The organism is Paracoccus tegillarcae (genome assembly GCF_002847305.1).
GTDB classification, from domain to species: domain Bacteria; phylum Pseudomonadota; class Alphaproteobacteria; order Rhodobacterales; family Rhodobacteraceae; genus Paracoccus; species Paracoccus tegillarcae.
On sequence record NZ_CP025408.1, the window covers coordinates 1,120,449 to 1,140,941 of the forward strand.

The window sequence follows — 20,493 nt, forward strand, 5'->3', positions numbered from 1 at the left end:
GTCGTGACAACCTAGCGGAACATCCCGGTGCCTATGGCATTGGGGTTAAGGGCAGGTTGTTGCGCCGCAGCCGCAGGCGGTGCCGGACGCGGCTGCTGGGCAACTGCCGCAGGTTGCCTGGCGGGCTGTCTGGCCGGTTGCCGTGTCGCCGTGGGCGCCGGGGTGCGTGCTGCAGCCGGTGCCGAGACGATGGCCGGGCAGCGCACGTCGTCACGCCGCGCGATCTGGCGAAACAGCGCCACGTCAGCATTCCTTGTGACAGGCGTCGTGCCGACCTGTTGAAAATAACGATCAACTGCACCGCGCGAGCCATTGCCCCACAAGCCGTCGATGCCCCCCGAATAGCAGTTCATGCGCTGCAACTCTGTCTGGATCGCCCCGGCCATCTGATCGGTGGGCGGATCAAAGGCACCGCTTTCCAGCAGGCTTGCAAACAGATCGGCATCCTCTTCGCGAATGCGCCGGCGCTCTTCGTAATCCGTGCCCAGGGCGCTGCCCAGCAGGCCATCATCGGCGGACTGTTCGGCACCGTCGCGCGGGCGGGTACCGACGATGATGGACGGCTCGGGCAGGCCGGACTGCGCGGGTCGCGCCTGACGGTCACCGCCCAGAGGCATGGCCGGCGCGGCTGCGGGTAGAATCTGCACGCCACCCATTGGACCGCGCCCCGGCGACGAGATCGACCCCGCCTGCGCGCTGCCAAGGGTGATGGTTGGGTCGACCGGACGCAGGGGCTGGTCCAGCACCAAAGGCCCCGCATCAATCACGGTCGCGGGCCGGGCGGACAGCGCCTGAAAACCGGGCCAGCGCGGACCCGTCGCCATGGTCAAGCCTACATCTGACAGGCTGGCCGATATCTCGGCCCCCGGCTCTTCCAGCGTTGAAAGCAGAACCTGGGTCAGCCTCGGCGTCTCTGGACAGGCGGCGTCCGGGCCGGGCGACTGCACGATCATGCCGTTCTCCGGCGCGGCAACCAGATCAGCGGAGTCACTGTCAGCAGCCTCCGTCGCCGGGGCGACCGGACAGGATTCAGCCAGCACGATCCGCGCCTGCCGCGCTGGATAGCGCGCCGCCAAATCGTCCAGCGACACTGCGCCAGAGGACAGCATGGCCATCGCCTTGCCATCCTGTTCTGACAGATCGGCAGAGAGATAGATCAACATCACATCGGGCGCCTCTGCGGGCGCATCAGGCAATGCTGACGGGCTTTCCAGCCGCCGCACGTCAAAACCCGCTGCCAGCAATGCGCGCGAAACAGCAAGTGCATCACGGACGGGTTGCCCGATCTCTTGCCCTTGCGCGCGCTCAGCGATGACCAGTGCTTGCCGCGTCTCGGCAAACAGGGGCGAGGCCAGCAGCACAATTGCCGCGCTGGCCTGTATCATCATCCGCCGAGTGGTTTTGAGCATCGCGTCCTTTCCCGTAATCGTATCAATATGTACCGTAATCAGCGCCGTCAGGCGAGTCCGCAGCGTCCCCAACAGGTCATTGTGAACACCCTTTGCCCTATGGTCGCGGCGCAAGAAAAACCGTCCAATCATCAGCGCGTCCGGTGTCGATCTCGATGAACCGCGCCTCGATATGGCCGCGCAGTAGGCAGTCCTGTTCACCGGTGATACGAAAACGCCGCGGCGCGACGCACATCGGCACAGAGCCCTGCAAGACAGACTTTCCGAACACGTCCGAGGCAAACAGATAAACAAAGCGCGCAGACAGCGTGCCGCGGATCAATGTCGCACATTGGTTCGGCGCGACACGCCACCAACCCTCGGTGCTGAAGCCGCGCTCATCGGGTTGACCAAATGCCAGGTTCAACACGTCAAAGCTTTGGTTGCAGACCTTGAGTTCTGCTCTGGCAGCACCTGCCAAAGCGAACACCAGAACCAGAACAGAACCCATACAGCGCAACATCATGCGTTTTTGAATTGCTTCCACCGGGAATAGCAAGCCGGCATTGTGCATGAAACGACGCAATGATTGACGTCGAGTTAACCCGAAAGCAGCAGTCTTGAATCACGACTGTTACCATCATCATTGCTAAATTCGTGTTATCCATCACCGAATCGAACCAGAACAAGAGGTTTACCTGTGCCTGCCCCCCGACACGGCAAAACGCCCGCTCTTTCGGCGCTGATCGCAACCGCCCTGCTGGGCTTTACTGCCATCGCACATGGACAAGACGTCGCACCCGACGCCCAGCCCGATGCCGACGAAGGCCGCATCATGCTGGAATTGAACAACGCAACCGACACTGATGGCGGCGCCTGCCGGATGACCTTTGTCGCCACAAATAACAGCCCAGAAAGCTTTGAGCGCACCGGTTGGCAGGTCGGGATCTTTGACGCGCAAGGCATTGTGCGGTCCATTTTGGCGCTGGAATTCGGTGCCCTGTCAGCCAGCAAGACCAAGATCGTGCTCTTCGATCTGCCCGGCCGCGGCTGCGACGATATCTCGCGCGTGGTTGTAAATGACGTAACGCTGTGTCAACCCGAGGGCAGCGCAGAGGGCGAAGTGGCTTCGGCCTGCCTGGATGCGTTGACCACCCGGTCGCGTGAAAATATCGAGTTCGGCATCTGATTCCATGAATTCATCTACCCTATCCCTTGGTCTTCCCGCTGCGACCATGGCGGTGTTCATCGCACTTGCCATCCTTTCGGTGCTGGCGCTGACGGTCACAATTTTCAAGATCATGCAATTCCGGCGGATCGGTGTGGGCAAAAGCACCCTGGCCGATCAGATTCTGGATGATTGGCTGAATGGCCGGCCTGACGAGGCGATGCGCAAGGCGAGCAAGGGCGATGGCGTGCTGCAACGGGTCTTGCATGCCGTCATGTCCGGTCTGCGCGCGCGACCCAATGATCCAAGCTACGCCGAGGAACTGGGCCGGCAATCCGCGCTGGTCGAGTTGTCGACCATGGCGGCGCGGATGCGGCTGCTGGAGGCCGTGGTCCAGGCAGCACCAATGCTGGGCCTGCTGGGCACGGTGATCGGCATGATCGACGCCTTCTCGGCGCTGTCGCAAGCGACCGGCGCGGTCGATCCCTCGCAATTGGCTGGCGGCATCTGGACCGCGCTGACCACAACCGCCATCGGCCTTGCCATCGCGCTTGTGGCCTATTTCGTGGCCAATTGGCTGGAATCTCAAATTGATACGGAACGGCAAGAGATCGAGATGGCGATCTCGGCCGCCATACATGGCCGCGTCGCGGGCGGCGGACGGCGGTAGCGCATGCAGGCGGTGCAGACCCGCAACCGAATAAAATTGCCGCAACGGCCGCGGCAGTATCGGTTCGCACTGACACCGCTGGCTGATGCAATGTTTCAATTGCTGGTCTTTTTCATGCTGTCGGCGAACCTGACCCCCTACTCGCTGCTCAGCCTGCGTGCCGGCGCGGTCGCGGGCGGCGCGACCGACCAGACAGGCACAGCAGAAGACGAGGCCGATCCCCGTGCTTTGTCGCCCGGCGAGACCGCAATCTGGTCGATCAGCCGCGAATCAATCGTCGCCAGCGGCCAGCGTTTCGGCTTTGACGCCCTGCCGCGTTTGACCCAGGCGATTGAACGGGCCGGCACCGCGCGCGTGTTGCTGGTCACCCGACCCGATGCACAGGTGCAGGGCATCGTCTCGGTACTAGAGGCGTTGGCCGCCAATGGCATCACCGATGTGCAACTGGCCAGCAGCGGTGGGGGAAGCAACGAATGAGCGTGTCACTGCCCCCGCGCCCGCATGGCGCCCAGATCGATGTGTCACTGGCCATCGTCAATATCGTGCTGCTGCTGATCTTCTTTTTCCTCGTCACCGGGCAGATCACCACCGAGGAAGTCGGCGATGAGGTCGAATTGCCGATCAGCCGCGAATTGCCTCTGGACCAGTTGCCCCGCCCGCTGCTGCTGGTGACCGCGCAAGGCGACTGGATGCTTGACGGAACCGAGGTCGCACCCGATCTATTAGAGGTGGCATTGGACGGGCTGGCACAGCCGGTTACCCTGCACATCCTGCTGGATCGTGGCGCGCCGGCTGATCAGTTGATCGCCGTGCTGCAAAACCCGGCGATGGCCGAACGTTCAGTGCGGCTGGTGACGCTGAAGGAAAGGTCGGAGGAATGATCGGTCGGATCGCCGACAAGAGAGGTCACTGGATACAGGCGATAGTCACTTCCGTCGCGCTGCACGGCGTTGCCGCGGCTGCCATGATGGACGTCTTGCCCGGTTTTCCCGACCAGCCCCGCGATCGCGCCCTGCCAGAGATCGACATTCTCAGCCTGCCGGTCGAACAAGGGACACCTGCCCCAGTTGCGCTGGATCCTGTCCAGCAGATCGATACCGCCGCCGCCGCAACGCAGGTTGCGCCGCAAACGGTCACCGCCGCCCCATCCGAAGATGGCCCATCCCAGGTCGTGTCCCCGGTCCTGACCCCGGCTGATGATATGCTGGGGGCGACCGCCAACACCTCGGTCACGACACCCGACGACAGCCAGATCGTTGCGCCCATACCACAGACAGGTCAGGGCGTTGCGGTGGCCGGATTGCCGCCCGCCATGATGCCTGGCGGCTCGGCCAGCGCAGCAGGCGGCGACGCCCCGCAAGGCTCTGCGGCACAGAATGCGGCGATTTCAGATCTGGTGCTGCGGCTGCGCGCGCAGTTGGACCAGCCCTGTCTGGCGGCCCTGCCCCAAACGATTGGCGGCGAAGAGGTGATGCTGACCGTGCTGGGCGCGGAAGATCGCGATATTGCCGATCTGTTCCGCGACATGGCGGGCTCGGTCGAGGTCCCGATGACCGAACGCTCTATCCTGCTGGACGCGCGGCAATGCCCGGCGGTCGATTTCGCGCGATCGTCGGCCACATATCCGGCCTTGCCGCTGATCGTGCGGCTAGAGGCGTCCGAGGTTGCCTCGGATGACAGGCTGGTGGGGCAGATCGAGGGGGCGGCGGGCTTGCAGACTGCCCTTCTGCTGATCGACGATAACGGCGTTGTGCAGGACTTGCGCCGATTTACCCTGCAATCTGGTGATGCGATCCGCTTTGACGTGCCGGTCTATCGCACCGGCGGCGATCGCGACACCAGTCAACTGCTGATGGCCATCGCGCTGCCAGAACGGCCGGCAAGCATCTCTGAACTGGCCGGGCGACTGGCCAGCGATTTCTTTCCACCGTTGGCAGACGCGGCAGAAGGCGAGGCGCTGATCGGCGTGGCCCCCATCTATGTGCGCGCCGCGCCCTGATGGCCGCAGCGCAATTGCTGCAAGGCCATCAAAGCCATTCGGCGCCATGGATCAGGCGAAAATGTAATCGAACTTGCCGTCTTTCATGGTGATCGTCACGTCGGACATGCCATTGCCCTCGACCATGCGCGCCAGGACCTGACGCGACAGATCGGGCAGGATCGAGTTGGTGATGATATTGTCGATCATCCGCCCACCGCTGTCCGGATCGCGGCATTCCTCGACGATATGGTCGATCACCGCGTCGTCCCAGCCTAGCCGCGCGCCATGGGCCGTGCGCATCCGCCCGACAATCGCGCCCAGTTTCAGCTTGGCGATGCCTGCCAGCACCTCGCGACCCAGTGGGAAATAGGGGATGGTCACAATGCGGCCCAACAGCGCAGGCGGAAAGACCTTTAGCAGTTCCGGCTTCATCCGCGCATCCAGCGTTTCCAGATCGGGCGTCGTCTCGCCGCCTTCGGCCATATCCATGATGACGTTCGTGCCAACATTCGAGGTCAGCAAAATCAACGTGTTCTTGAAGTTGATGGCGCGGCCATTGCCGTCCTCCATCATGCCCTTGTCGAACACCTGAAAGAACAGCTCGTGCACGTCCGGATGGGCCTTTTCGATCTCGTCCAGCAGCACCACCGAATAGGGTTTGCGTCGCACGGCTTCGGTCAGACGGCCACCCTCGCCGTAACCCACATAACCCGGAGGCGCGCCTTTCAGCAGCGACACGGAATGTGCCTCCTGAAACTCGGACATATTGATGGTGATGACGTTCGTCTCGCCGCCATATAGCTGTTCTGCCAGGGCCAGCGCGGTTTCCGTCTTGCCGACGCCCGAGGGACCGCACAGCATGAAAACACCGATGGGCTTGTTGGGGTTCGACAGGCCTGCGCGGCTGGTTTCGACCCGTTTGGCAATCATCTGCAGACCGTGATCCTGCCCGATGACACGTTCGCGCAGGTGATCGGCAAGCCCCAGAATTGCCTGCAACTCATCAGCCACCATCCGGCCAGCGGGAATGCCCGTCCAGTCGCTGATGACCGATGCCACGGCCTGTTCGTCGACATGCGGCCAGATCATCCGGTCATCGGGATTGCGGTCGTCCAGCTTGGCCATCTCGGCGGCCATCTCGGCCCGCACGGCGTCTGGATCAAACGCCTCACCCTCTGCCGCAGCCAGCCGTTCGCGCAAGGCAAGGATCTGATCGACGACCGCCTTTTCCTCGCCGTAACCGACCTCGGCCTCGGCCAGCTTTTCGCGCAGCCTGTCGGCCTCTTCCCGTGCCTCGGCCAGCCGTTCTTCGTTGGTCTCGCCCAGATCGCGCTCGGCCTCTTTGGCGGCGATCTCGGTTTCCAGCGCAGCAATGCCCTCGCGCAGATCGGCGATGCGCGCGGGGGTGGCATTCTGGCTGATCGCCACGCGGGCGCAGGCCGTGTCCAGCAGGCTGACGGCCTTGTCGGGCAGTTGTCGCGCCGGGATATAGCGTGCCGACAGCGCAACGGCAGCCGTGATCGCCTCGTCCGAGATGCGAACCTTGTGATGCGCCTCCATCGGGTCAAGGATACCGCGCAGCATGTAGCAGCACTGTTCGATCCCCGGTTCATCCACGGTGATCGGCTGGAAACGGCGGGTCAGCGCCGGGTCTTTTTCGATATGATTGCGATACTCGGCCCAGGTGGTCGCGGCGATGGTCCGCAAGGTGCCGCGCGCCAGTGCCGGTTTCAGCAGGTTGGCGGCATCGCCGGTGCCCTGCGCGCCGCCTGCGCCGATCAGGGTATGGGCCTCGTCGATGAACAGGATGATCGGCGTCGGGCTGGCCTGCACTTCCTCGATCACGGAACGCAGGCGTTGTTCGAATTCGCCCTTCATGCTGGCACCTGCCTGCATGGCACCGATATCCAGCATGTAAAGCCGCATCCCCTTTAACGCCGGCGGCACATCGCCCGATGCCAGACGCTGCGCGAAGCCTTCGACCACGGCGGTTTTGCCCACCCCGGCCTCGCCCGTCAGGATCGGGTTGTTCTGGCGCCGCCGTAGCAGGATATCGACGATCTGGCGGATCTCATCATCGCGCCCGACGATCCGGTCCATCGTGCCCGACTCCGCCTGCGCCGTCAGATCGACCGAGAACCGGCCAAGCGCGGTCTTGGCGCCATCACCCTGGGACGCACCCGGCGTGCCCGCACCGACCAGACCCGAGCCGTCCATCGGGCGCATCTCTTCCTCTTCCGAGGTGGCCCAGAGGGTGCGGCTTTCGCCGCTGAGCCGATCGACCGAGACATCGGCAAAGACCGGCGAGACGGTCAGCAATTCGCGCCGCAGATGGCTGTCATTCAACATCGCAACCAGCGCGTGGCCAGAACGGATCTGGGTTTCGCCAAAGAACAGCGTGGCATAGGTCCAGGCGTGGTTCAGCGTGTCGCCCAGGCTTTCGGAAATGCCCGGCGTTTCGGTCACACCCTTTTTCAGCGCGCCCATCGCCTTGTCTGCATCCTGCAGCGCCTTGCCGCGATCCAGCCCCATTTCACGCAGGCTGACCGAGATATCGCAGTCCTGATTGGACAGCACATGAAACAGCCAATGGGCCAGTTCCACGTTGCGATTCCCTTCGCCTCGTGCATGGCGCATGGCCTGAATAAAGGCGTCATAGCCTGCACGGTTCATCTTGCCGGCAAATTTCTCGATACTGATTTCGGTCATTAAAAGTCCTCAGGCGGCGGGTCGGTCGGCATCCAGCGAAAAACTGGCGGCGGTTACAAAAGCATTGGGATCGTCATTGGCAGGGGCAAGCGCTGCCATCCAGCCCAGACTGGCGGATTTGCCAAGCATCGCCGGTTCTACCTCGGATGCAGGCAGGGCCAGCGACACATCAACCACATAGGTCTTGCCCAGATACCAGAAGACGATATCGGCAAGGCGCTGATAGCCGGGCTGGCCGGGCAGAAAGCGTCGGTACTCGGCCAGACTGCCGGTGCGCAGATCCAGCCGGATCTTTTCGCCCACCGATTGCACACGCGCGCCAAGGTACATGTCGCGCCCCAGACTGCTGCCGCGCTGACCAAGGGCCGAGGTATCGGCGGCGTCGAATTCCATCCAATAGGGAACGTGTTCCTCGACATGCGTGGGCACAGCCAGATGCGTTTCGATCATCTGGCGCAGGCGGACCGGGCTGCGGACGCGGCCACCGAACAGCGACACCATCGGCAGGCGCGCAAGGTCGTTCAGCCCGTCGTGATTGCGAAAGGCGGGCGTGGATGTCCCCGCGACCGCAGCGACATAGCCGTCAAAGCGGTCGCTGCCCGGATGGTCGAACTGGCTGATCGCGTGCGAATCGGACCAGGCGCGAAAGAACAACTGCAAAAATCGCGTCGCCAGAATATCGGTAAAGGCGATAAAGCTGTCATCGCCCCCCTCCAGCCAACGCGCGACCTCTTCGGTCGTGTTCAGCGGCAACGCGCCCTGCGGCCCGAAAAACCCCATGACCTGCGCCCGCAGAGAGCCGCTGCGTTCGGGTGCGAAATCCCCTGCAGGAAAGGCCAGCGAGGGGTCCTGCCCGATGCGCAGGATCTCATCGCGCAGCCGGGTGGCGCGGCCAATGGGCGGCTTGCCCGGGGCCTCGCGTTCCATCTGGCGCAACAGTGCGAGAAAGCCCTGATCGCCGCCGCTGCTCATAGCAGGGCCCCGCTGCCGGTTCGCGGTGGCCAGCGCATGATCTCGCCGCGCTGCTGGCTGACCGTGATCGATTGGGTGAAGCTGTTGATATTGGTGTATTCCGCGAAGAACCTGTCCAGCACCGCCGCCAAGGCGATAAAGCCGGTGCCCTCAAAGGCCGCATCGTCATAGGTCACCCGGATTTCCAGCCCGCGCGCAGGGAAATAGCCATCCGCACGCCGGATAGAGCGGACGATGGGGCGCGTCTCCAATGACCGGATCCCCTGGATCTGCGATTCTGTGATGCTGTCGGACATGTCAGCGAACAGGCTCAGCAATTCGCGCAAACTCTCGGCGCCATCGCGGCCGGGGCGGTCGTCCAGCCCGAAATGGTTCAGCGACAAATAGGACAGGAGACGCCAGTAGACATCGCCCTGCGTCGCCCGATGCGGCGCACCCTTGTCGATTTCCAGCATCGATTCGCGTGGACGGGTCGGACCGATCAGGCAGGCCAGCGCAACACTGGTGTCAGACAGGAAATGAAAGTCGTCCTTGCCGCCCGCGATCGGCAGATATTCCGCCAAGTGCCGGTTTGAACAAAGCGCCCGGATTTGCAGCCGCTGCGCCCGTTGCGACACCTCGCCCTCTGGCGGCTCGTAAAGCGAAATAAAGGTTTCGGTGCCGCGATAGCGGTGGCGCATGCCGAAACGGTTCTCATGCGAGGTCAGGCGGCGCTGCTTGCGACGCGAAGTGTAATACAGTGCCTGGCGCGGCGGGGTGCCACCGTCGGGCAGCGAGTATAGCGGGCGAACCTCGACCTTGTCGGCGCTGCTGCCGTAATGGGCAAAGACATGGGTGATCCGCTGGATCTCGTAATGCGTCACCGGGCTGGAATCCGGCGTCACGACGAACTCATGCCGTTTCTGGTCCAGCCGAACCTGACTGCTGGTCTCCTCGAACAGGTTGATCGCCGGCGCACAGTTCAAAGCGACATGACTGTTGGTCAGCCGCGCGGCCAACACGTCATCGCTGCGCCGGAACTCCATCACGATTTCGACCCGATCCGCAGGGATGCGCGACAGGATCGGCTTTAGCCCTGTCAGGCGAAAACCCAGATACTTGCGCGGAAAGATAAACGCCTCGCGCAGATGCGCGAACCCATCGAACAGACGCGTATCGCGCCGGAACAGCCGCTCTTCTTGCGAAAAACCGATCTGTTCCACCTGGTCGGGATTGAGCCGCAAGAACGCCGGATCGCCCTGTTTGTCGATCCAACGCAAGGACAGTCGCAGCCGGTCGCAATGCACCTGCTCATAAAGCGCGGCGGCCTGCCCGAAATCCGGGGCGGTGAGGTGCAGGGCCAGACTGTCCATTGGCAGGCTGTTCATGCCGCCGGGCGTGGTGCGCCGGATGCCGATCTGCAATCCCGCCTTGGTTCTCAGGTCGGGGTCCTGCCCCAGGGAGCCAACCGGGCCGGCAGCGTCCAGATAGCTCACATCATCGACGGCCAGGGGCCAGAGTGTCACCGGCGCCGTCAACTGAAAGCGGCAAGAGACACGCTGATCAGCATCAACAAACCGCGCGTCAAGGTATTCGCCGGGCGCAAAGCGCCGGCCCTCTTCCAGCTTTTTCTCATCGGCCGAGGATTGCGCCTGTACCAGCATGACCGAGGGCACGGGCGCCAGCGCATCGGGGAAAATCTGCTCCAGCATTTCGACGGTGAAACCGCGGAATTCCTCGTCCAGCTTCAGTTGAACACGCGCCGCCAGAAACGCCGTGCCCTCCAGCAAGCCGGCCACGGCCGGATCGGTATTGTCGCGCAGCAAACCGCCAAGCCGGTCGGCGATGCCCGGATATTCCGCCGCGAATTCTGCCGAACGCTCGTAAAGCATCGCCAGCTCACGGTTATAAATATCACGGAATGCCTTTTTCATCGCCCGTGTCTACCTTTCAACCCGCCGCCCGGTCATGCGCAGCTTGCCCGCGCCCAGATCGACCTCGGCCACGAAATCCATTGGCAGGTCAGCCGGTGATGCGCGCATTTCGGCGGTAATATCAAAAAAGATGCGTTGATCCGTCATCTCATCTCGTTCCGAGACGCGCACTTCCAGCGTTTCCGCGATCAGTCGCGGTTCGTGCCGGATCAGCGATTCGCGGATCGACGCGGCGATCCGGCTGTTGGTTTCCTGGCTCTGCGTCAGGCTGGACATGTCGCGAAATCCGAAATTGACGATTGAGCGTTCGACCAGTGGCGCATCGGTCAGTGGAACCATTGCATCCAGTCGAACCGTGTTCATCAGGCTGCCCAGATCAGCGGCCAGATCGGCCTGCAATGACGCGGGATCCGTGCCGTCGCGGCTTTGGCGTCGGCGCACCGAGATCATGCGATCCTCGTCCACACGCCGCTCGGCCGGGGCCGCGTCGCGCGCATCGCCCGCACGGGCACTGGCGCGGAAAATCTGCATGATCGACATCTGCCGATCGGGTTTGGTGCGGGGGCTGCGGGACATGATACCTCAGCCTGCCATAGAAAAACCCCGGCGCAAGGTCTGCGCTGCGCCGGGGTTCATTCCTGTCAGGAAATGGGGCCGATCCAAATGGATCAGGCGTTCCATTCCTTGTTTTCTGCGATATCCCAGCCGGCCATCGTCTCGGCACCAGCTGCGCCCGACTCTTCCTGCAGGGTATACAGAACTTCGAATTTGCGGAAGTTCAGGGTCAGGGTTTCCTGGATACGGTCCAGGCCATCCTTGGAACCACCAGTGTTGTAGCTGGTGATCATGATGTTTTCCATTTTCAGGCGGAAATACTCAACCGGAGCGGTGCCGCCCGATTTACGGACGATCAGTTCGCCGTTCTCGATGTGCTCACCCGAGGTACAACGCTTGATCAGGTCGTTGGAAGCCAGGTCGACGTATTTGGTCAGAGTGATGTCCTGGACATTCACCTTGCCACCGCCGCCGCCCGAACCAACATGGGTCGTACCGGACTGGGTCAGACCCCAACCCCAAGCCAAGACGTCGATGTTATCGCGATGAGTATCATCTTGCGACTCACCCTTGATGTTGTTCGACAGCTTCAGAAAGATATCAACGGCCATATTTACTCGCTCCTTTATTTACGACAGCCAGATAAAAAAACTATTTGCCTTTCGGCAGCTTGGACACAAGGCTCATCCCGATATCCATGCCTTCCAGTTGGAAATGCGGCTTCAAGAAGAACTTGCCGACGTAATAGCCCGGGTTCTCCTCGTCCTCCACGACTTCCACTTTGGCTCCCGCCAAAGGTTTTTTGGCCTTTTCCCGCTCGCTCGCGCTTTCAGGATTGCCTGACACGTATTTGTTGACCCAACTCTGCAATTGGGTCTGCAGTTGCAAGCGATCCGGATTTTGACCGATCTTGTCGCGCACCATTACCTTCAGATAATGACTGAAGCGTGACACGGCGAAAATATAAGGCAGCCGCGAAGACATATTGTCCGAGGCAGTGGCCAGATCGTCGACATATTTCTTTGGACGGTACAAGGTCTGAGCGCCGATGAAGGCAGCCTTGTCGGTGTGCTTGCGGTGGATCAGACCGATCAGGCCAGCCTTGGACAGCTCACCCTCGCGGCGATCGGTGATCGACACTTCGGTCGGGCATTTCAGGTCCTTGGAACCATCGCCGGTATCAAAAGTATGGCTGGGCAGGTTCAGAACCTCGCCGCCCGATTGAACGCCGCGGATCTGCACCGTCCAGCCGTATTCCTTATGCGCGCGGTTGATGTTCACGGCCATCGCATGGGCCGCGTTCATCCACGCGTATTGCGTGCCGTCATGGCCGTCGGTTTCCTCTTCGAAATCGAATTCCTCGACCACCGAATTGGTGTTCTGACCATAGGGCTCGCGCGACAGGACCCGCGGCAGGGTCAGCGCGATATAGCGGCTGTCCTCGCTGTCGCGCAGGCTGTTCCAGGCGGCGTAATCGGGCGTATCGAAAATCTCGGACAGGTCGGGCGGGGTGCCGATCTCGTTCCAGCTGTCCATCCCCAGCAACTCGGGCGCGGCCGAGCTGAGGAACGGCGCATGAGCCGCCGCAGCGACTTTGCCGATCGAGCGCAGCAGACCCACATCAGCCGTGGACTGGTCGAAATAATAATCGCCCACCAGCGCGCCAAACGGCTTGCCACCCAGGGTGCCGAACTCCTGCTCATAGATCTTCATGTGCAGGGGCGACTTGTCCCATTTCGCACCGGGATAGCGCCGCATCATCGCAGCCAGTTCGGGCTTCGAGGCATTCAACACCTTGACCCGCAGCGAGGCGTCGGTTTCGGAATTATTGACCGTATAGGCAAGACCGCGCCACGATGCTTCCAGCTTTTGGAACTCATCGTGATGCATGATCTGGTTCAACTGGTCGGACAGCTTCTTGTCCATCTTGGCCAGCATCGCCGTGATCGTGTCGATCACGTCCTCACCGATCAGCGTCTGATCTTCCAGCGCCTCTTGCACCAGCGCGACAACGGCGTTGTCGACCTCTTTCGCGGCGACATCCGTGCGCGGCTTGATCGTCTGCCGCAGAATGTCGGAAAACTCGTTCAGCTCGTTTAGGCCAGCATCCTGCTGGTCGATCTGCTGCGGGGCTTGGGCCATGAATTAATCCTCCGTCCCTTCGTCGGATGCGTCCTTGGCGCTTTCACGCGCTGCCAGTGCCGCCATCAGCTCGGGGTCGTTCAAGAGTTGCTTGATCTGGTCCTGCGCCTTGGGTTTCGAGTTCATGTAGCGCTGAAGATTGGCCAGATGCTCGCGCGCCTCCAGCAGCTTTTTCAGCGCCGGAACCTGGCGCGCCACGGCTGCCGGCTCGAAATCATTCATCGACTGGAATTCCAGGCTGACGCCCAGACGATCTTCGCCACCCAGTTCGTTGCCGACGTTATAGGACAGGCCCGGCGTCACGCTTTCCATGAATTCATCCAGCGAGGCGGCGGTGACGTCGACAAAGTCACGCTCTTCCATTGCCTCTTTATCGACAGGCGACGCATTGCCCGACAGATCGGACATCACACCCATCACAAAGGGCAGCTCGACCATCTTTTCGCTGTCATAGGGATCTTCGTAGGAAATGTTCACCCGAGGCGGGCGATTGCGTTTGATAAAATCGGTCGACTTGTCAGCGGCCATTACTCGAACTCCTAACAGTTGCGCGGCACGAAACCCTCAAATCACTAAAGTGTCAATGCCACATGCCTAATGCCCTGTCCATTTGGTCAGAGATTATCCTTTTGCTTCTGGTTTCGGCAACAGTTCGGCGACAATTGCCTGGAACCCCTTGTCCATGAGCCCCCTTGCACGCGCAAGGAGAATGGGAATCGGGCTTGCCGGCTCTTTCGCGGCATAAAATTCCTCGACCGCGCGCAACTGTGCAGCGACTTCGCTACGCGACGTCAAAACCAGAGGCTGTGCCGGAGGGGCGTCATCCGGCTGTGCCGAATCTTCGAAACCGCCAAGCGCACTGTCCGACAGTTTTTTCATTCGTTCCATCGCCACCGCAAAGCCTGATTCTGGCGTGAACCCGATGACCGCCCGACCCGCATCCGCTGGCAGCAGCGTTTCCAATGCCTCGATCAACGGGCGTCCGATCAGCAGGCGCGCCTGCGTCACCAAAAGCAGCGCGGGCGATGAAGGCTCGTTGCGCGCCAGAAACCGCTCGGCCCCCTCCAGCGCCTGACGAACGCCAGCGCGGTCCGAAATGGCCCCTGCGGCCTGGACCGGGACAACCGGCGCCGACGCCGCCTGCATTGACGGCCCGGCATCAGCGGAGGGCGCTTCCGCGCCATCCCCATCCATCTCTATCGGCGGCGACACCTGATCCGACCACAGGCTCAGATTCGGTCGCGCCTCTTGCAGCAGTTGCTGCATTCCGGTCAGCGTCTGCAGCGTCTCATCGACCGTCGGGTGAAAGCGTGTGGTGCCGCCCGATGCGCAGACCTGGACAATGGCATTCAGCGCAGTGGCCGCCCGCCCCAGATCGCCATGCAGCCGCTCGACCTGCTTTTCGTTCGAGGGCTGAGCCAAAGCCGAGACAATCGCGCCGCGCTCAACGCCCTCTTCATCAGGCCGCGCCGGCACCTGGCCCGTCGCGACCAGATAACGGCGATAGGTGGCATCCGTCTGGCCAGCCAGCGGCAGATATTGCAGCGGCATCCCGACCGTCTTGATCGACCCCAGTTCATCCAGCGCCGCACGCCGTTCAGAGACCGAACCCGCCGTTGTCGGATGCACGCCATCGGGCCATTTTTCCAACAACGCTGCCATCGCCTGCAGGCTGTCAGCGAATTCGGCAGGGCGGGCCGCCAGAACCTGAAACCGCGCCAGCAGCGACAGCAACCGCAGGTCACGGGTTTCGCGCAGCAATGCGGTGATCGCCTGTGTTTCGGTCCGCAAATTGATTGATTTGGGATCGAACAGCCGGTCGATACTGCCCGCGACCCCGGCCATGCCGGGGGTAAAGTAACGCTCGGGCATGCGCGCTTCGGCCTCGTAATAATAGTCGATAAACCTGTCAGCGCCTTCGATTTCCAGATCGGGTCCGCAGGGCGTGTCCTCGGTCACCGGCTCTAGCAGCCAGTCCAGCCCCTTTGCCTGAGTATCAGCCATCAGAGCCCCCTTTGTTGCCCGCGCCGTCCTGACGGGCCGCCATCTCGCGGTAGGCCGTCGAGAAATGGTTCAGAAATTCATCCAGCATGCCGTTTTCATGCGGCGCGGTCTTTTTGTCCCAACGCTCGACAAAAATCTCCCAGGCCTTTGCGCGCTTGTTGCCACCCAACCGCCCCGTTTCGGCCTCGGGCTCGATGGTTTCCGGCGCCAGATCCGTCATCAACCTCGCCAAAGCCGGCTGCAACGCCGCGAACAGGGCCGCCTGATGCAGGCGCAGATCGGTCAGCGCATCCTCGAACCCATCCGGGCCATTCTGGAAACCCGCCCGCGGCTTCAGATACATGGCCTCGATGGCCTGGTCGACATCGGGCAGAAACTTGAGCGGATTGTTGTCCGTGGCACCACGCATCGTTCGTTCGCCGGTGCGGGCAAACTGCTTGGCGGCGGCGCGATCCTGCAGAGACATCATCACCTGCTGCGACACACGGCGCACGGTCTCGCCCAAAGCCTGCGCCAACTCGGCGGGCGGTATGTCGGCATAAAGGTCAGGCGCCAGACCCGCACCCTTGCAAAAGGCGCGCACGAAATCCTGCTCGGCAACGGGCGGCGCCGGTGCCTTGATCCCCGTGGTTTCGCGCACATCGGATCGCGCGGGCTGGGGCGCATTTGGCAGTGGGGCGGGCGGCGGCATGGCCGGCACCGGCATTGGCGCGACGCCACCCTGCCCCGTCGAGATAAAGTCGTCGGCAAAATCATACCGCCGCCCGGTGGGGCTGGGCGGCAGAGGATCGACGGGTTCGACATGACCGCCGCTGCCCAAGGCCCAGGGATCCTCGGCATAGCCCGGTGCCTGCGAACGATCAGGCAGTGATGCGGGCGTCAGCGCCGCCGCGCCAGCCGGCTGATCCACCAGAACGACGATGATGTACTGGCCGACCTGAAAGCGGTCGCCGTGGTTCAGCTTGTGAGGGCCGTCCAGACGGTAACGCTGGCCCTGCAGAAAGGTGCCATTGGTCGAGACATCGCGCAGCCACCAGCCCTTGTCGTCGCGAAAGATATCGAAATGATGCCCTGAAATATGCCGGCTCGCATCGGGCAGCACCCAGCCCATTCCGCTGGATCTGCCGGCAGACAGGCCCGTATCCACGATCTGCACGCTGGCCGGCCCGCCATCATCGAGGATCTGATAGTTTTCTATCTGAAGGGTCAGGGTCATGCGATTTGTCAGTATACGCGAAACAGCGTTTCGGCCATGTCGATGAACCGCGCCAGGTAGATCGGGCGGCGCTGCAACTCGGCGCGGGCAAGACAGGACAGAACGGCGCTGTTGACAGCACGCGGCGAACGATAAAGCGGCACCGGCATCGGATCGTTGGGCGCGACCGCACCGCCCGACCATGCCACCGCCAGTCCCAGAAACACCGAAGGCGACCGCGAGGGCGCCCACAAGGCCTCGCGCGCGATCCTCTGGCGCATGGCTGTCGATGGATGGTTCAGCCATGCGGCGACCATCTCCATCATCGGGCGTTCCATCGGGTCAAGATAGTCAGCCATCAGCCGCAAACACTCGTATCCCCAACGCACGGTCATCTGGGGCAAAGCGGCAAAGGCTGTGTAGGTCACTGCCTCCTCAGGCGTGGTCGACGACCGCAGCCGACCCAGAAAGGCCAGCGGGTCCTCGCCCGGGCGGGGGCGTTGCTGGGTCAGTTCGGCAATTTCGGGCAAGCGCAGGTACAGGTCCTGCGGCGTATCAAAGCGCAGCGCACCGACAGGCGGGCGGGTCTTGTCCGCATCTGACCGCGTCGGCGGTGGGATCGAGTCATTCATCACAATACGCCGCTACCGTTAACTCGCTGCAGAATTCGGTTTTTTAGCCTCCAAGGTCAACCCCGGGGACATCTGACCTAGCTGATCGGTTTTGCATATTTTTTGGGACTGCCCTAGGGTCAAGAGGATTGGGCTCAAGGAAAAGAGATAACAATGGCAGACGCGAATGGGCAATTACCGCCGGAAAACGACGATGCGTTCGATACCGACTACGACATTGGCCAGGACAATATCGAGGGCAGTTTCGGCCCCTTCGGCTTTGACATTCACAACCCGGTTTTTGTCGTTTCATCGCTGACGGCAGTGGTTTTCATCCTGCTGACGCTGATCTTTGCAGACACCGCCGGAATGGTCTTTCAGGCCGTGGTCACATTCGCGACCACGCAGCTGGACTGGTATTTCATGATCGTGGTGAATTTCTTTGTGATCTTCTGTCTGGTGCTGGTCGTTTCGCCCTATGGCAAGATCAAGCTGGGCGGCACGGAAGCGACGCCAGAATACAGTTACCTGTCCTGGTTCGCGATGCTGTTCGCGGCTGGCATCGGCATCGGCCTTTTGTTCTTTGGTGTGCTTGAGCCGGTCTATCACATGAACGTCTCGCAGCCGCTCGGCACGCCGTCGCCCATCGGGCCGGATGGTCAGATCATCCCCGAAAACATCGCCGAGGCCCGTGCAATAGGCTTGGCGGGCACGTTTTTTCACTGGGGCCTGCATGGCTGGGCCGTCTATGTCGTGATGGCGTTGGCGCTTGGGCTGTTCACCTATAATAAGGGGCTGCCCTTTTCGATCCGTTCGGCGTTCTATCCGATCCTGGGCGAACGTATCTGGGGCTGGCCCGGCCATCTGATCGACATTCTGGCCGTGTTTTCGACGCTGTTCGGGCTGGCGACCAGTCTGGGGCTTGGGGCGCAGCAGGCAAATGCCGGGCTGAACTTTGTCTTTGGGCTGCCGGTGAACACCTCGACGCAGGTGATCGTCATCATCGCGGTGACGGCCGTGGCGCTGGTCTCGGTCTGGCGAGGATTGGACGGCGGGGTCAAGATCCTGTCGGAAATCAATATGATCGTCGCCGTTCTGTTCTTCCTGTTCGTCCTGCTCGCCGGGCCGACGATTGCAGGCCTGCTGGGCTTTTGGGACGGGCTCGTGACCTATGTCCAGAAGATCATTCCGCTGTCACAACCCTTTGGCCGCAGCGATGACGCCTACCGCGATGGCTGGACGGCCTTCTATTGGGCATGGTGGATCAGTTGGGCGCCGTTCGTGGGCATGTTCATTGCCCGTGTTTCGCGTGGCCGGTCGATCCGTGAATTCGTGATCTGCGTCTTGCTGATCCCCAGCCTGATGATCTTTGTCTGGATGGGCGTCTTTGGCGGCATCGCCATCGAAGGCATGCTGGCCGATCCCGACAACAGTCTGGTCAAGGAATACGTGATCGACAATTACAGCCCCGAACTGTCGCTGTTCGGCATGTTGAACGAGTTGCCGCTGACGGGGATCACCTCGACCATCGCGATCGTTCTGGCGCTGGTCTTTTTCGTCACCTCGTCGGATTCCGGCTCGCTGGTCGTCGATACGATCACCGCAGGCGGCAAGATCGACGCGCCCAAACCCCAGCGTATCTTCTGGGCAACCATCGAGGGCCTGATCGCCATCGTGCTGCTGATCGGCGGCGGGTTGTCGGCGCTGCAGGCGGGGGTGACGGCGACGGGCATCCCGTTCTCGGTCGTCATGGTGGTGATGTGCTACACCATCTGGAAGGCGTTGCAGACCGAACCCAGGTAATAACCAACGCCCCGCCCGGTCAGCAGATCGGGCGGGGCGGATCTTTTACCAGCGCAACCAGCGCCGGCCGGCCCACGCACCCGCCACCGACACCGCCAGAATCCCCAGCGAATACCAGCACAGGAAGAACAGCGGGCTGTCCTCGGTACAGTGGAAGGCATAGATCGCCGCCGCGCCCGCACCGGCTGCCAACCCGGCCAGCGCACCACTGCGCATCGGCGCGGTCGAGGCACCCGAGCGCAAGGCCGCGATCAGCACAGCCAAAGGCAACAGCGCGATCACCGGAATGGCAATCAGGCAAAAAAACAGCGTCTGACCCTTGGCTGTCGGCCACCAGCGATCCGCCGGCATCCCGGCCAGTGTCGTGGTGAACCACAGCGCGGCCAGCCCGGCCACGATCACAAGCGGCCAGACCAACCAACCCGCGCTTCGCGCCGGATCGGCCCGGCGCAACACGGCAAAACCAGCGGCCAGCGCAACGATCAGCGGTAGGAACGACTTCATCGCGGTGACCGGCGCGGCCATGGCCGCAGCCAGATCGGTGCGCACACCCAGCACCAACAGCGCCACAAGCCCCGACAACGCCAGAACCGGCAAGAACCAACGCGCCACCAGCGCGCCCACTTGCGGACGCGGCATGGCATCGGCGGCCATGGCAGTGATCAGGTCTTGGGTCTTCATCTATTCTCTCCGTCTCGCAGGGCGGCCAGCCGGCGCAGCGCCCGGTGCAAGGCCACACGCACGGCGCCCTCGCTCATGTTCAGGCGCTGGCCTGTTTCGGCCGCGCTTTCGCCCTTTATGGCCGCGCCTTGCAGGATATCTGCCGAACGCGGATCAAGCTGTGCGATGGTCTTGCGCGCATCGTCCTGCTCGAATGGATCAGGCTGATCCGGCTCTGGCAGGACATCCTGAAAGTCCTCGATCGGCAGGTTGATCCGCCGACCGCGCGCCCGAAAGGCGTCGACCACCTTGTAGCGCGCAATGGCGTAAAGCCAGGGCCGTAGCGGCTGATCCTGCCGCCAGGTGCCGCGCTTGAGGTGAATGGCCAGCAATATGTTCTGCACGATATCCTCGCGGTCGGACGGGTCGATCCCTGCACCTTTGGCGCGCACGATTCCGCGCACAACCGGCGTGACCTGGGTCAGAAACCGGGTGTAAGCGGCCTCGTCTCCCGCCATCGCGGCGCGCAGCAGATCGGCCCAAGGATCGTCCTGTTTCTGCATTCTGTGCCCTGCAATTCGCGGCAATCGCCAGCCGCGTTACAGCCATCCCGAAAAAATTCGCCCTCGGCAACCCGCATCACGACAGCGTGAGCGGCGTAACGCCACGGCTCTGGCCAGCGAATGGCACCACCATGGGACGGCGATGAACGCTGTCCTTTC

The 20,493-nt window shown here is 62.2% G+C and carries 20 protein-coding genes; 6 read left to right on the forward strand and 14 right to left on the reverse strand.

Going from position 1 to position 20,493, the window contains the following annotated elements:
- Positions 1–11 precede the first annotated feature (11 nt).
- Positions 12–1,409, reverse strand: coding sequence for a hypothetical protein (locus CUV01_RS05605; protein WP_101459611.1), 1,398 nt, complete (start codon positions 1,407–1,409; stop codon positions 12–14).
- A gap of 97 nt (positions 1,410–1,506) precedes the next feature.
- Positions 1,507–1,962, reverse strand: a complete 456-nt coding sequence (locus CUV01_RS05610) for a DUF1036 domain-containing protein (protein WP_232962535.1) — start codon at positions 1,960–1,962, stop codon at positions 1,507–1,509.
- Positions 1,963–2,088: 126 nt separating this feature from the next.
- Here CUV01_RS05610 and CUV01_RS05615 point away from each other — a divergent pair, with 126 nt between their 5' ends.
- The 5 genes from CUV01_RS05615 to CUV01_RS05635 all read left to right on the forward strand — a co-directional run bounded on the left by CUV01_RS05615 (position 2,089) and on the right by CUV01_RS05635 (position 5,225).
- Positions 2,089–2,577 (forward strand): hypothetical protein, encoded by a 489-nt coding sequence (locus CUV01_RS05615; RefSeq protein ID WP_101459612.1) that lies wholly within the window; start codon positions 2,089–2,091, stop codon positions 2,575–2,577.
- A gap of 4 nt (positions 2,578–2,581) precedes the next feature.
- Positions 2,582–3,226 (forward strand): MotA/TolQ/ExbB proton channel family protein, encoded by a 645-nt coding sequence (locus tag CUV01_RS05620; RefSeq protein WP_101459613.1) that lies wholly within the window; start codon positions 2,582–2,584, stop codon positions 3,224–3,226.
- A 90-nt stretch (positions 3,227–3,316) separates the two neighbouring features.
- Positions 3,317–3,703: an ExbD/TolR family protein gene (locus CUV01_RS05625; RefSeq protein WP_157994781.1), complete on the forward strand. Its 387-nt coding sequence runs from the start codon at positions 3,317–3,319 to the stop codon at positions 3,701–3,703.
- Positions 3,700–4,107, forward strand: coding sequence for an ExbD/TolR family protein (locus tag CUV01_RS05630; protein ID WP_101459615.1), 408 nt, complete (start codon positions 3,700–3,702; stop codon positions 4,105–4,107). The genes CUV01_RS05625 and CUV01_RS05630 overlap by 4 nt, the downstream gene beginning before the upstream one ends.
- Entirely contained in the window at positions 4,104–5,225 is a 1,122-nt protein-coding gene (locus CUV01_RS05635; RefSeq protein ID WP_157994782.1) for a hypothetical protein, read from the forward strand. Before CUV01_RS05630 ends, CUV01_RS05635 begins: the two co-directional genes overlap by 4 nt.
- 51 nt (positions 5,226–5,276) lie before the next feature.
- Here CUV01_RS05635 and tssH read toward each other — a convergent pair whose 3' ends face one another.
- From tssH to CUV01_RS05685, 10 genes are all read right to left on the reverse strand, one after another.
- Entirely contained in the window at positions 5,277–7,916 is a 2,640-nt protein-coding gene (tssH, locus tag CUV01_RS05640) for a type VI secretion system ATPase TssH (RefSeq protein ID WP_101459617.1), read from the reverse strand.
- 9 nt (positions 7,917–7,925) lie between these two features.
- The gene (gene tssG / locus CUV01_RS05645) at positions 7,926–8,888 is read right to left on the reverse strand and encodes a type VI secretion system baseplate subunit TssG (RefSeq protein ID WP_101459618.1); all 963 of its coding nucleotides are present in this window, start codon (positions 8,886–8,888) and stop codon (positions 7,926–7,928) included.
- The gene (gene tssF / locus CUV01_RS05650) at positions 8,885–10,801 is read right to left on the reverse strand and encodes a type VI secretion system baseplate subunit TssF (protein ID WP_101459619.1); all 1,917 of its coding nucleotides are present in this window, start codon (positions 10,799–10,801) and stop codon (positions 8,885–8,887) included. Before tssF ends, tssG begins: the two co-directional genes overlap by 4 nt.
- A 9-nt stretch (positions 10,802–10,810) precedes the next feature.
- A complete protein-coding gene (gene tssE / locus CUV01_RS05655) occupies positions 10,811–11,377 on the reverse strand; it encodes a type VI secretion system baseplate subunit TssE (protein WP_101459620.1) in 567 nt (188 codons plus the stop codon).
- Positions 11,378–11,469: 92 nt separating this feature from the next.
- Positions 11,470–11,967: an Hcp family type VI secretion system effector gene (locus CUV01_RS05660; protein WP_101459621.1), complete on the reverse strand. Its 498-nt coding sequence runs from the start codon at positions 11,965–11,967 to the stop codon at positions 11,470–11,472.
- A 40-nt stretch (positions 11,968–12,007) separates the two neighbouring features.
- Positions 12,008–13,498 (reverse strand): type VI secretion system contractile sheath large subunit, encoded by a 1,491-nt coding sequence (tssC, locus tag CUV01_RS05665; protein ID WP_101459622.1) that lies wholly within the window; start codon positions 13,496–13,498, stop codon positions 12,008–12,010.
- 3 nt (positions 13,499–13,501) lie between these two features.
- Positions 13,502–14,026, reverse strand: coding sequence for a type VI secretion system contractile sheath small subunit (gene tssB, locus CUV01_RS05670; protein ID WP_101459623.1), 525 nt, complete (start codon positions 14,024–14,026; stop codon positions 13,502–13,504).
- Between the two features lie 93 nt (positions 14,027–14,119).
- On the reverse strand, positions 14,120–15,502 hold the full coding sequence (locus CUV01_RS05675; RefSeq protein WP_101459624.1) for a type VI secretion system protein TssA: 1,383 nt from the start codon (positions 15,500–15,502) through the stop codon (positions 14,120–14,122).
- On the reverse strand, positions 15,495–16,718 hold the full coding sequence (gene tagH / locus CUV01_RS05680) for a type VI secretion system-associated FHA domain protein TagH (protein WP_101459625.1): 1,224 nt from the start codon (positions 16,716–16,718) through the stop codon (positions 15,495–15,497). The genes CUV01_RS05675 and tagH overlap by 8 nt, the downstream gene beginning before the upstream one ends.
- A gap of 8 nt (positions 16,719–16,726) precedes the next feature.
- Complete coding sequence (locus CUV01_RS05685) at positions 16,727–17,329, reverse strand: DUF6931 family protein (protein WP_198731881.1); 603 nt, start codon at positions 17,327–17,329, stop codon at positions 16,727–16,729.
- A gap of 153 nt (positions 17,330–17,482) precedes the next feature.
- On the opposite strand from CUV01_RS05685, the gene CUV01_RS05690 reads away from it, so the two are divergent.
- Positions 17,483–19,111 carry a BCCT family transporter gene (locus CUV01_RS05690; protein ID WP_101459626.1) on the forward strand — a complete coding sequence of 543 codons (1,629 nt, stop codon included), beginning with the start codon at positions 17,483–17,485 and terminating at the stop codon, positions 19,109–19,111.
- A gap of 45 nt (positions 19,112–19,156) precedes the next feature.
- On the opposite strand, the gene CUV01_RS05695 is transcribed toward CUV01_RS05690, so the two are convergent.
- Together CUV01_RS05695 and CUV01_RS05700 are read right to left on the reverse strand one after the other, a co-directional pair.
- Positions 19,157–19,792 carry an NrsF family protein gene (locus CUV01_RS05695; protein WP_101459627.1) on the reverse strand — a complete coding sequence of 212 codons (636 nt, stop codon included), beginning with the start codon at positions 19,790–19,792 and terminating at the stop codon, positions 19,157–19,159.
- On the reverse strand, positions 19,789–20,334 hold the full coding sequence (locus tag CUV01_RS05700) for a sigma-70 family RNA polymerase sigma factor (protein ID WP_101459628.1): 546 nt from the start codon (positions 20,332–20,334) through the stop codon (positions 19,789–19,791). The genes CUV01_RS05695 and CUV01_RS05700 overlap by 4 nt, the downstream gene beginning before the upstream one ends.
- Between the last annotated feature and the right edge of the window lie 159 nt (positions 20,335–20,493).

Excerpts from the sequence above, each read along its gene's own strand:
- CUV01_RS05605 (WP_101459611.1), bottom strand. The coding sequence starts at position 1,409 with ATGCTCAAAACCACTCGGCGGATGATGATACAGGCCAGCGCGGCAATT.
- CUV01_RS05635 (WP_157994782.1), top strand. The coding sequence starts at position 4,104 with ATGATCGGTCGGATCGCCGACAAGAGAGGTCACTGGATACAGGCGATA.
- CUV01_RS05625 (WP_157994781.1), top strand. The coding sequence starts at position 3,317 with ATGTTTCAATTGCTGGTCTTTTTCATGCTGTCGGCGAACCTGACCCCC.
- CUV01_RS05690 (WP_101459626.1), top strand. The coding sequence starts at position 17,483 with ATGGCAGACGCGAATGGGCAATTACCGCCGGAAAACGACGATGCGTTC.
- tagH (WP_101459625.1), bottom strand. The coding sequence starts at position 16,718 with ATGACCCTGACCCTTCAGATAGAAAACTATCAGATCCTCGATGATGGC.
- tssG (WP_101459618.1), bottom strand. The coding sequence starts at position 8,888 with ATGAGCAGCGGCGGCGATCAGGGCTTTCTCGCACTGTTGCGCCAGATG.
- CUV01_RS05700 (WP_101459628.1), bottom strand. The coding sequence starts at position 20,334 with ATGCAGAAACAGGACGATCCTTGGGCCGATCTGCTGCGCGCCGCGATG.
- CUV01_RS05660 (WP_101459621.1), bottom strand. The coding sequence starts at position 11,967 with ATGGCCGTTGATATCTTTCTGAAGCTGTCGAACAACATCAAGGGTGAG.
- tssE (WP_101459620.1), bottom strand. The coding sequence starts at position 11,377 with ATGTCCCGCAGCCCCCGCACCAAACCCGATCGGCAGATGTCGATCATG.
- tssH (WP_101459617.1), bottom strand. The coding sequence starts at position 7,916 with ATGACCGAAATCAGTATCGAGAAATTTGCCGGCAAGATGAACCGTGCA.
- CUV01_RS05695 (WP_101459627.1), bottom strand. The coding sequence starts at position 19,792 with ATGAAGACCCAAGACCTGATCACTGCCATGGCCGCCGATGCCATGCCG.
- CUV01_RS05610 (WP_232962535.1), bottom strand. The coding sequence starts at position 1,962 with ATGCACAATGCCGGCTTGCTATTCCCGGTGGAAGCAATTCAAAAACGC.
- tssF (WP_101459619.1), bottom strand. The coding sequence starts at position 10,801 with ATGAAAAAGGCATTCCGTGATATTTATAACCGTGAGCTGGCGATGCTT.
- CUV01_RS05685 (WP_198731881.1), bottom strand. The coding sequence starts at position 17,329 with ATGAATGACTCGATCCCACCGCCGACGCGGTCAGATGCGGACAAGACC.
- tssB (WP_101459623.1), bottom strand. The coding sequence starts at position 14,026 with ATGGCCGCTGACAAGTCGACCGATTTTATCAAACGCAATCGCCCGCCT.
- CUV01_RS05675 (WP_101459624.1), bottom strand. The coding sequence starts at position 15,502 with ATGGCTGATACTCAGGCAAAGGGGCTGGACTGGCTGCTAGAGCCGGTG.
- CUV01_RS05630 (WP_101459615.1), top strand. The coding sequence starts at position 3,700 with ATGAGCGTGTCACTGCCCCCGCGCCCGCATGGCGCCCAGATCGATGTG.
- CUV01_RS05620 (WP_101459613.1), top strand. The coding sequence starts at position 2,582 with ATGAATTCATCTACCCTATCCCTTGGTCTTCCCGCTGCGACCATGGCG.
- tssC (WP_101459622.1), bottom strand. The coding sequence starts at position 13,498 with ATGGCCCAAGCCCCGCAGCAGATCGACCAGCAGGATGCTGGCCTAAAC.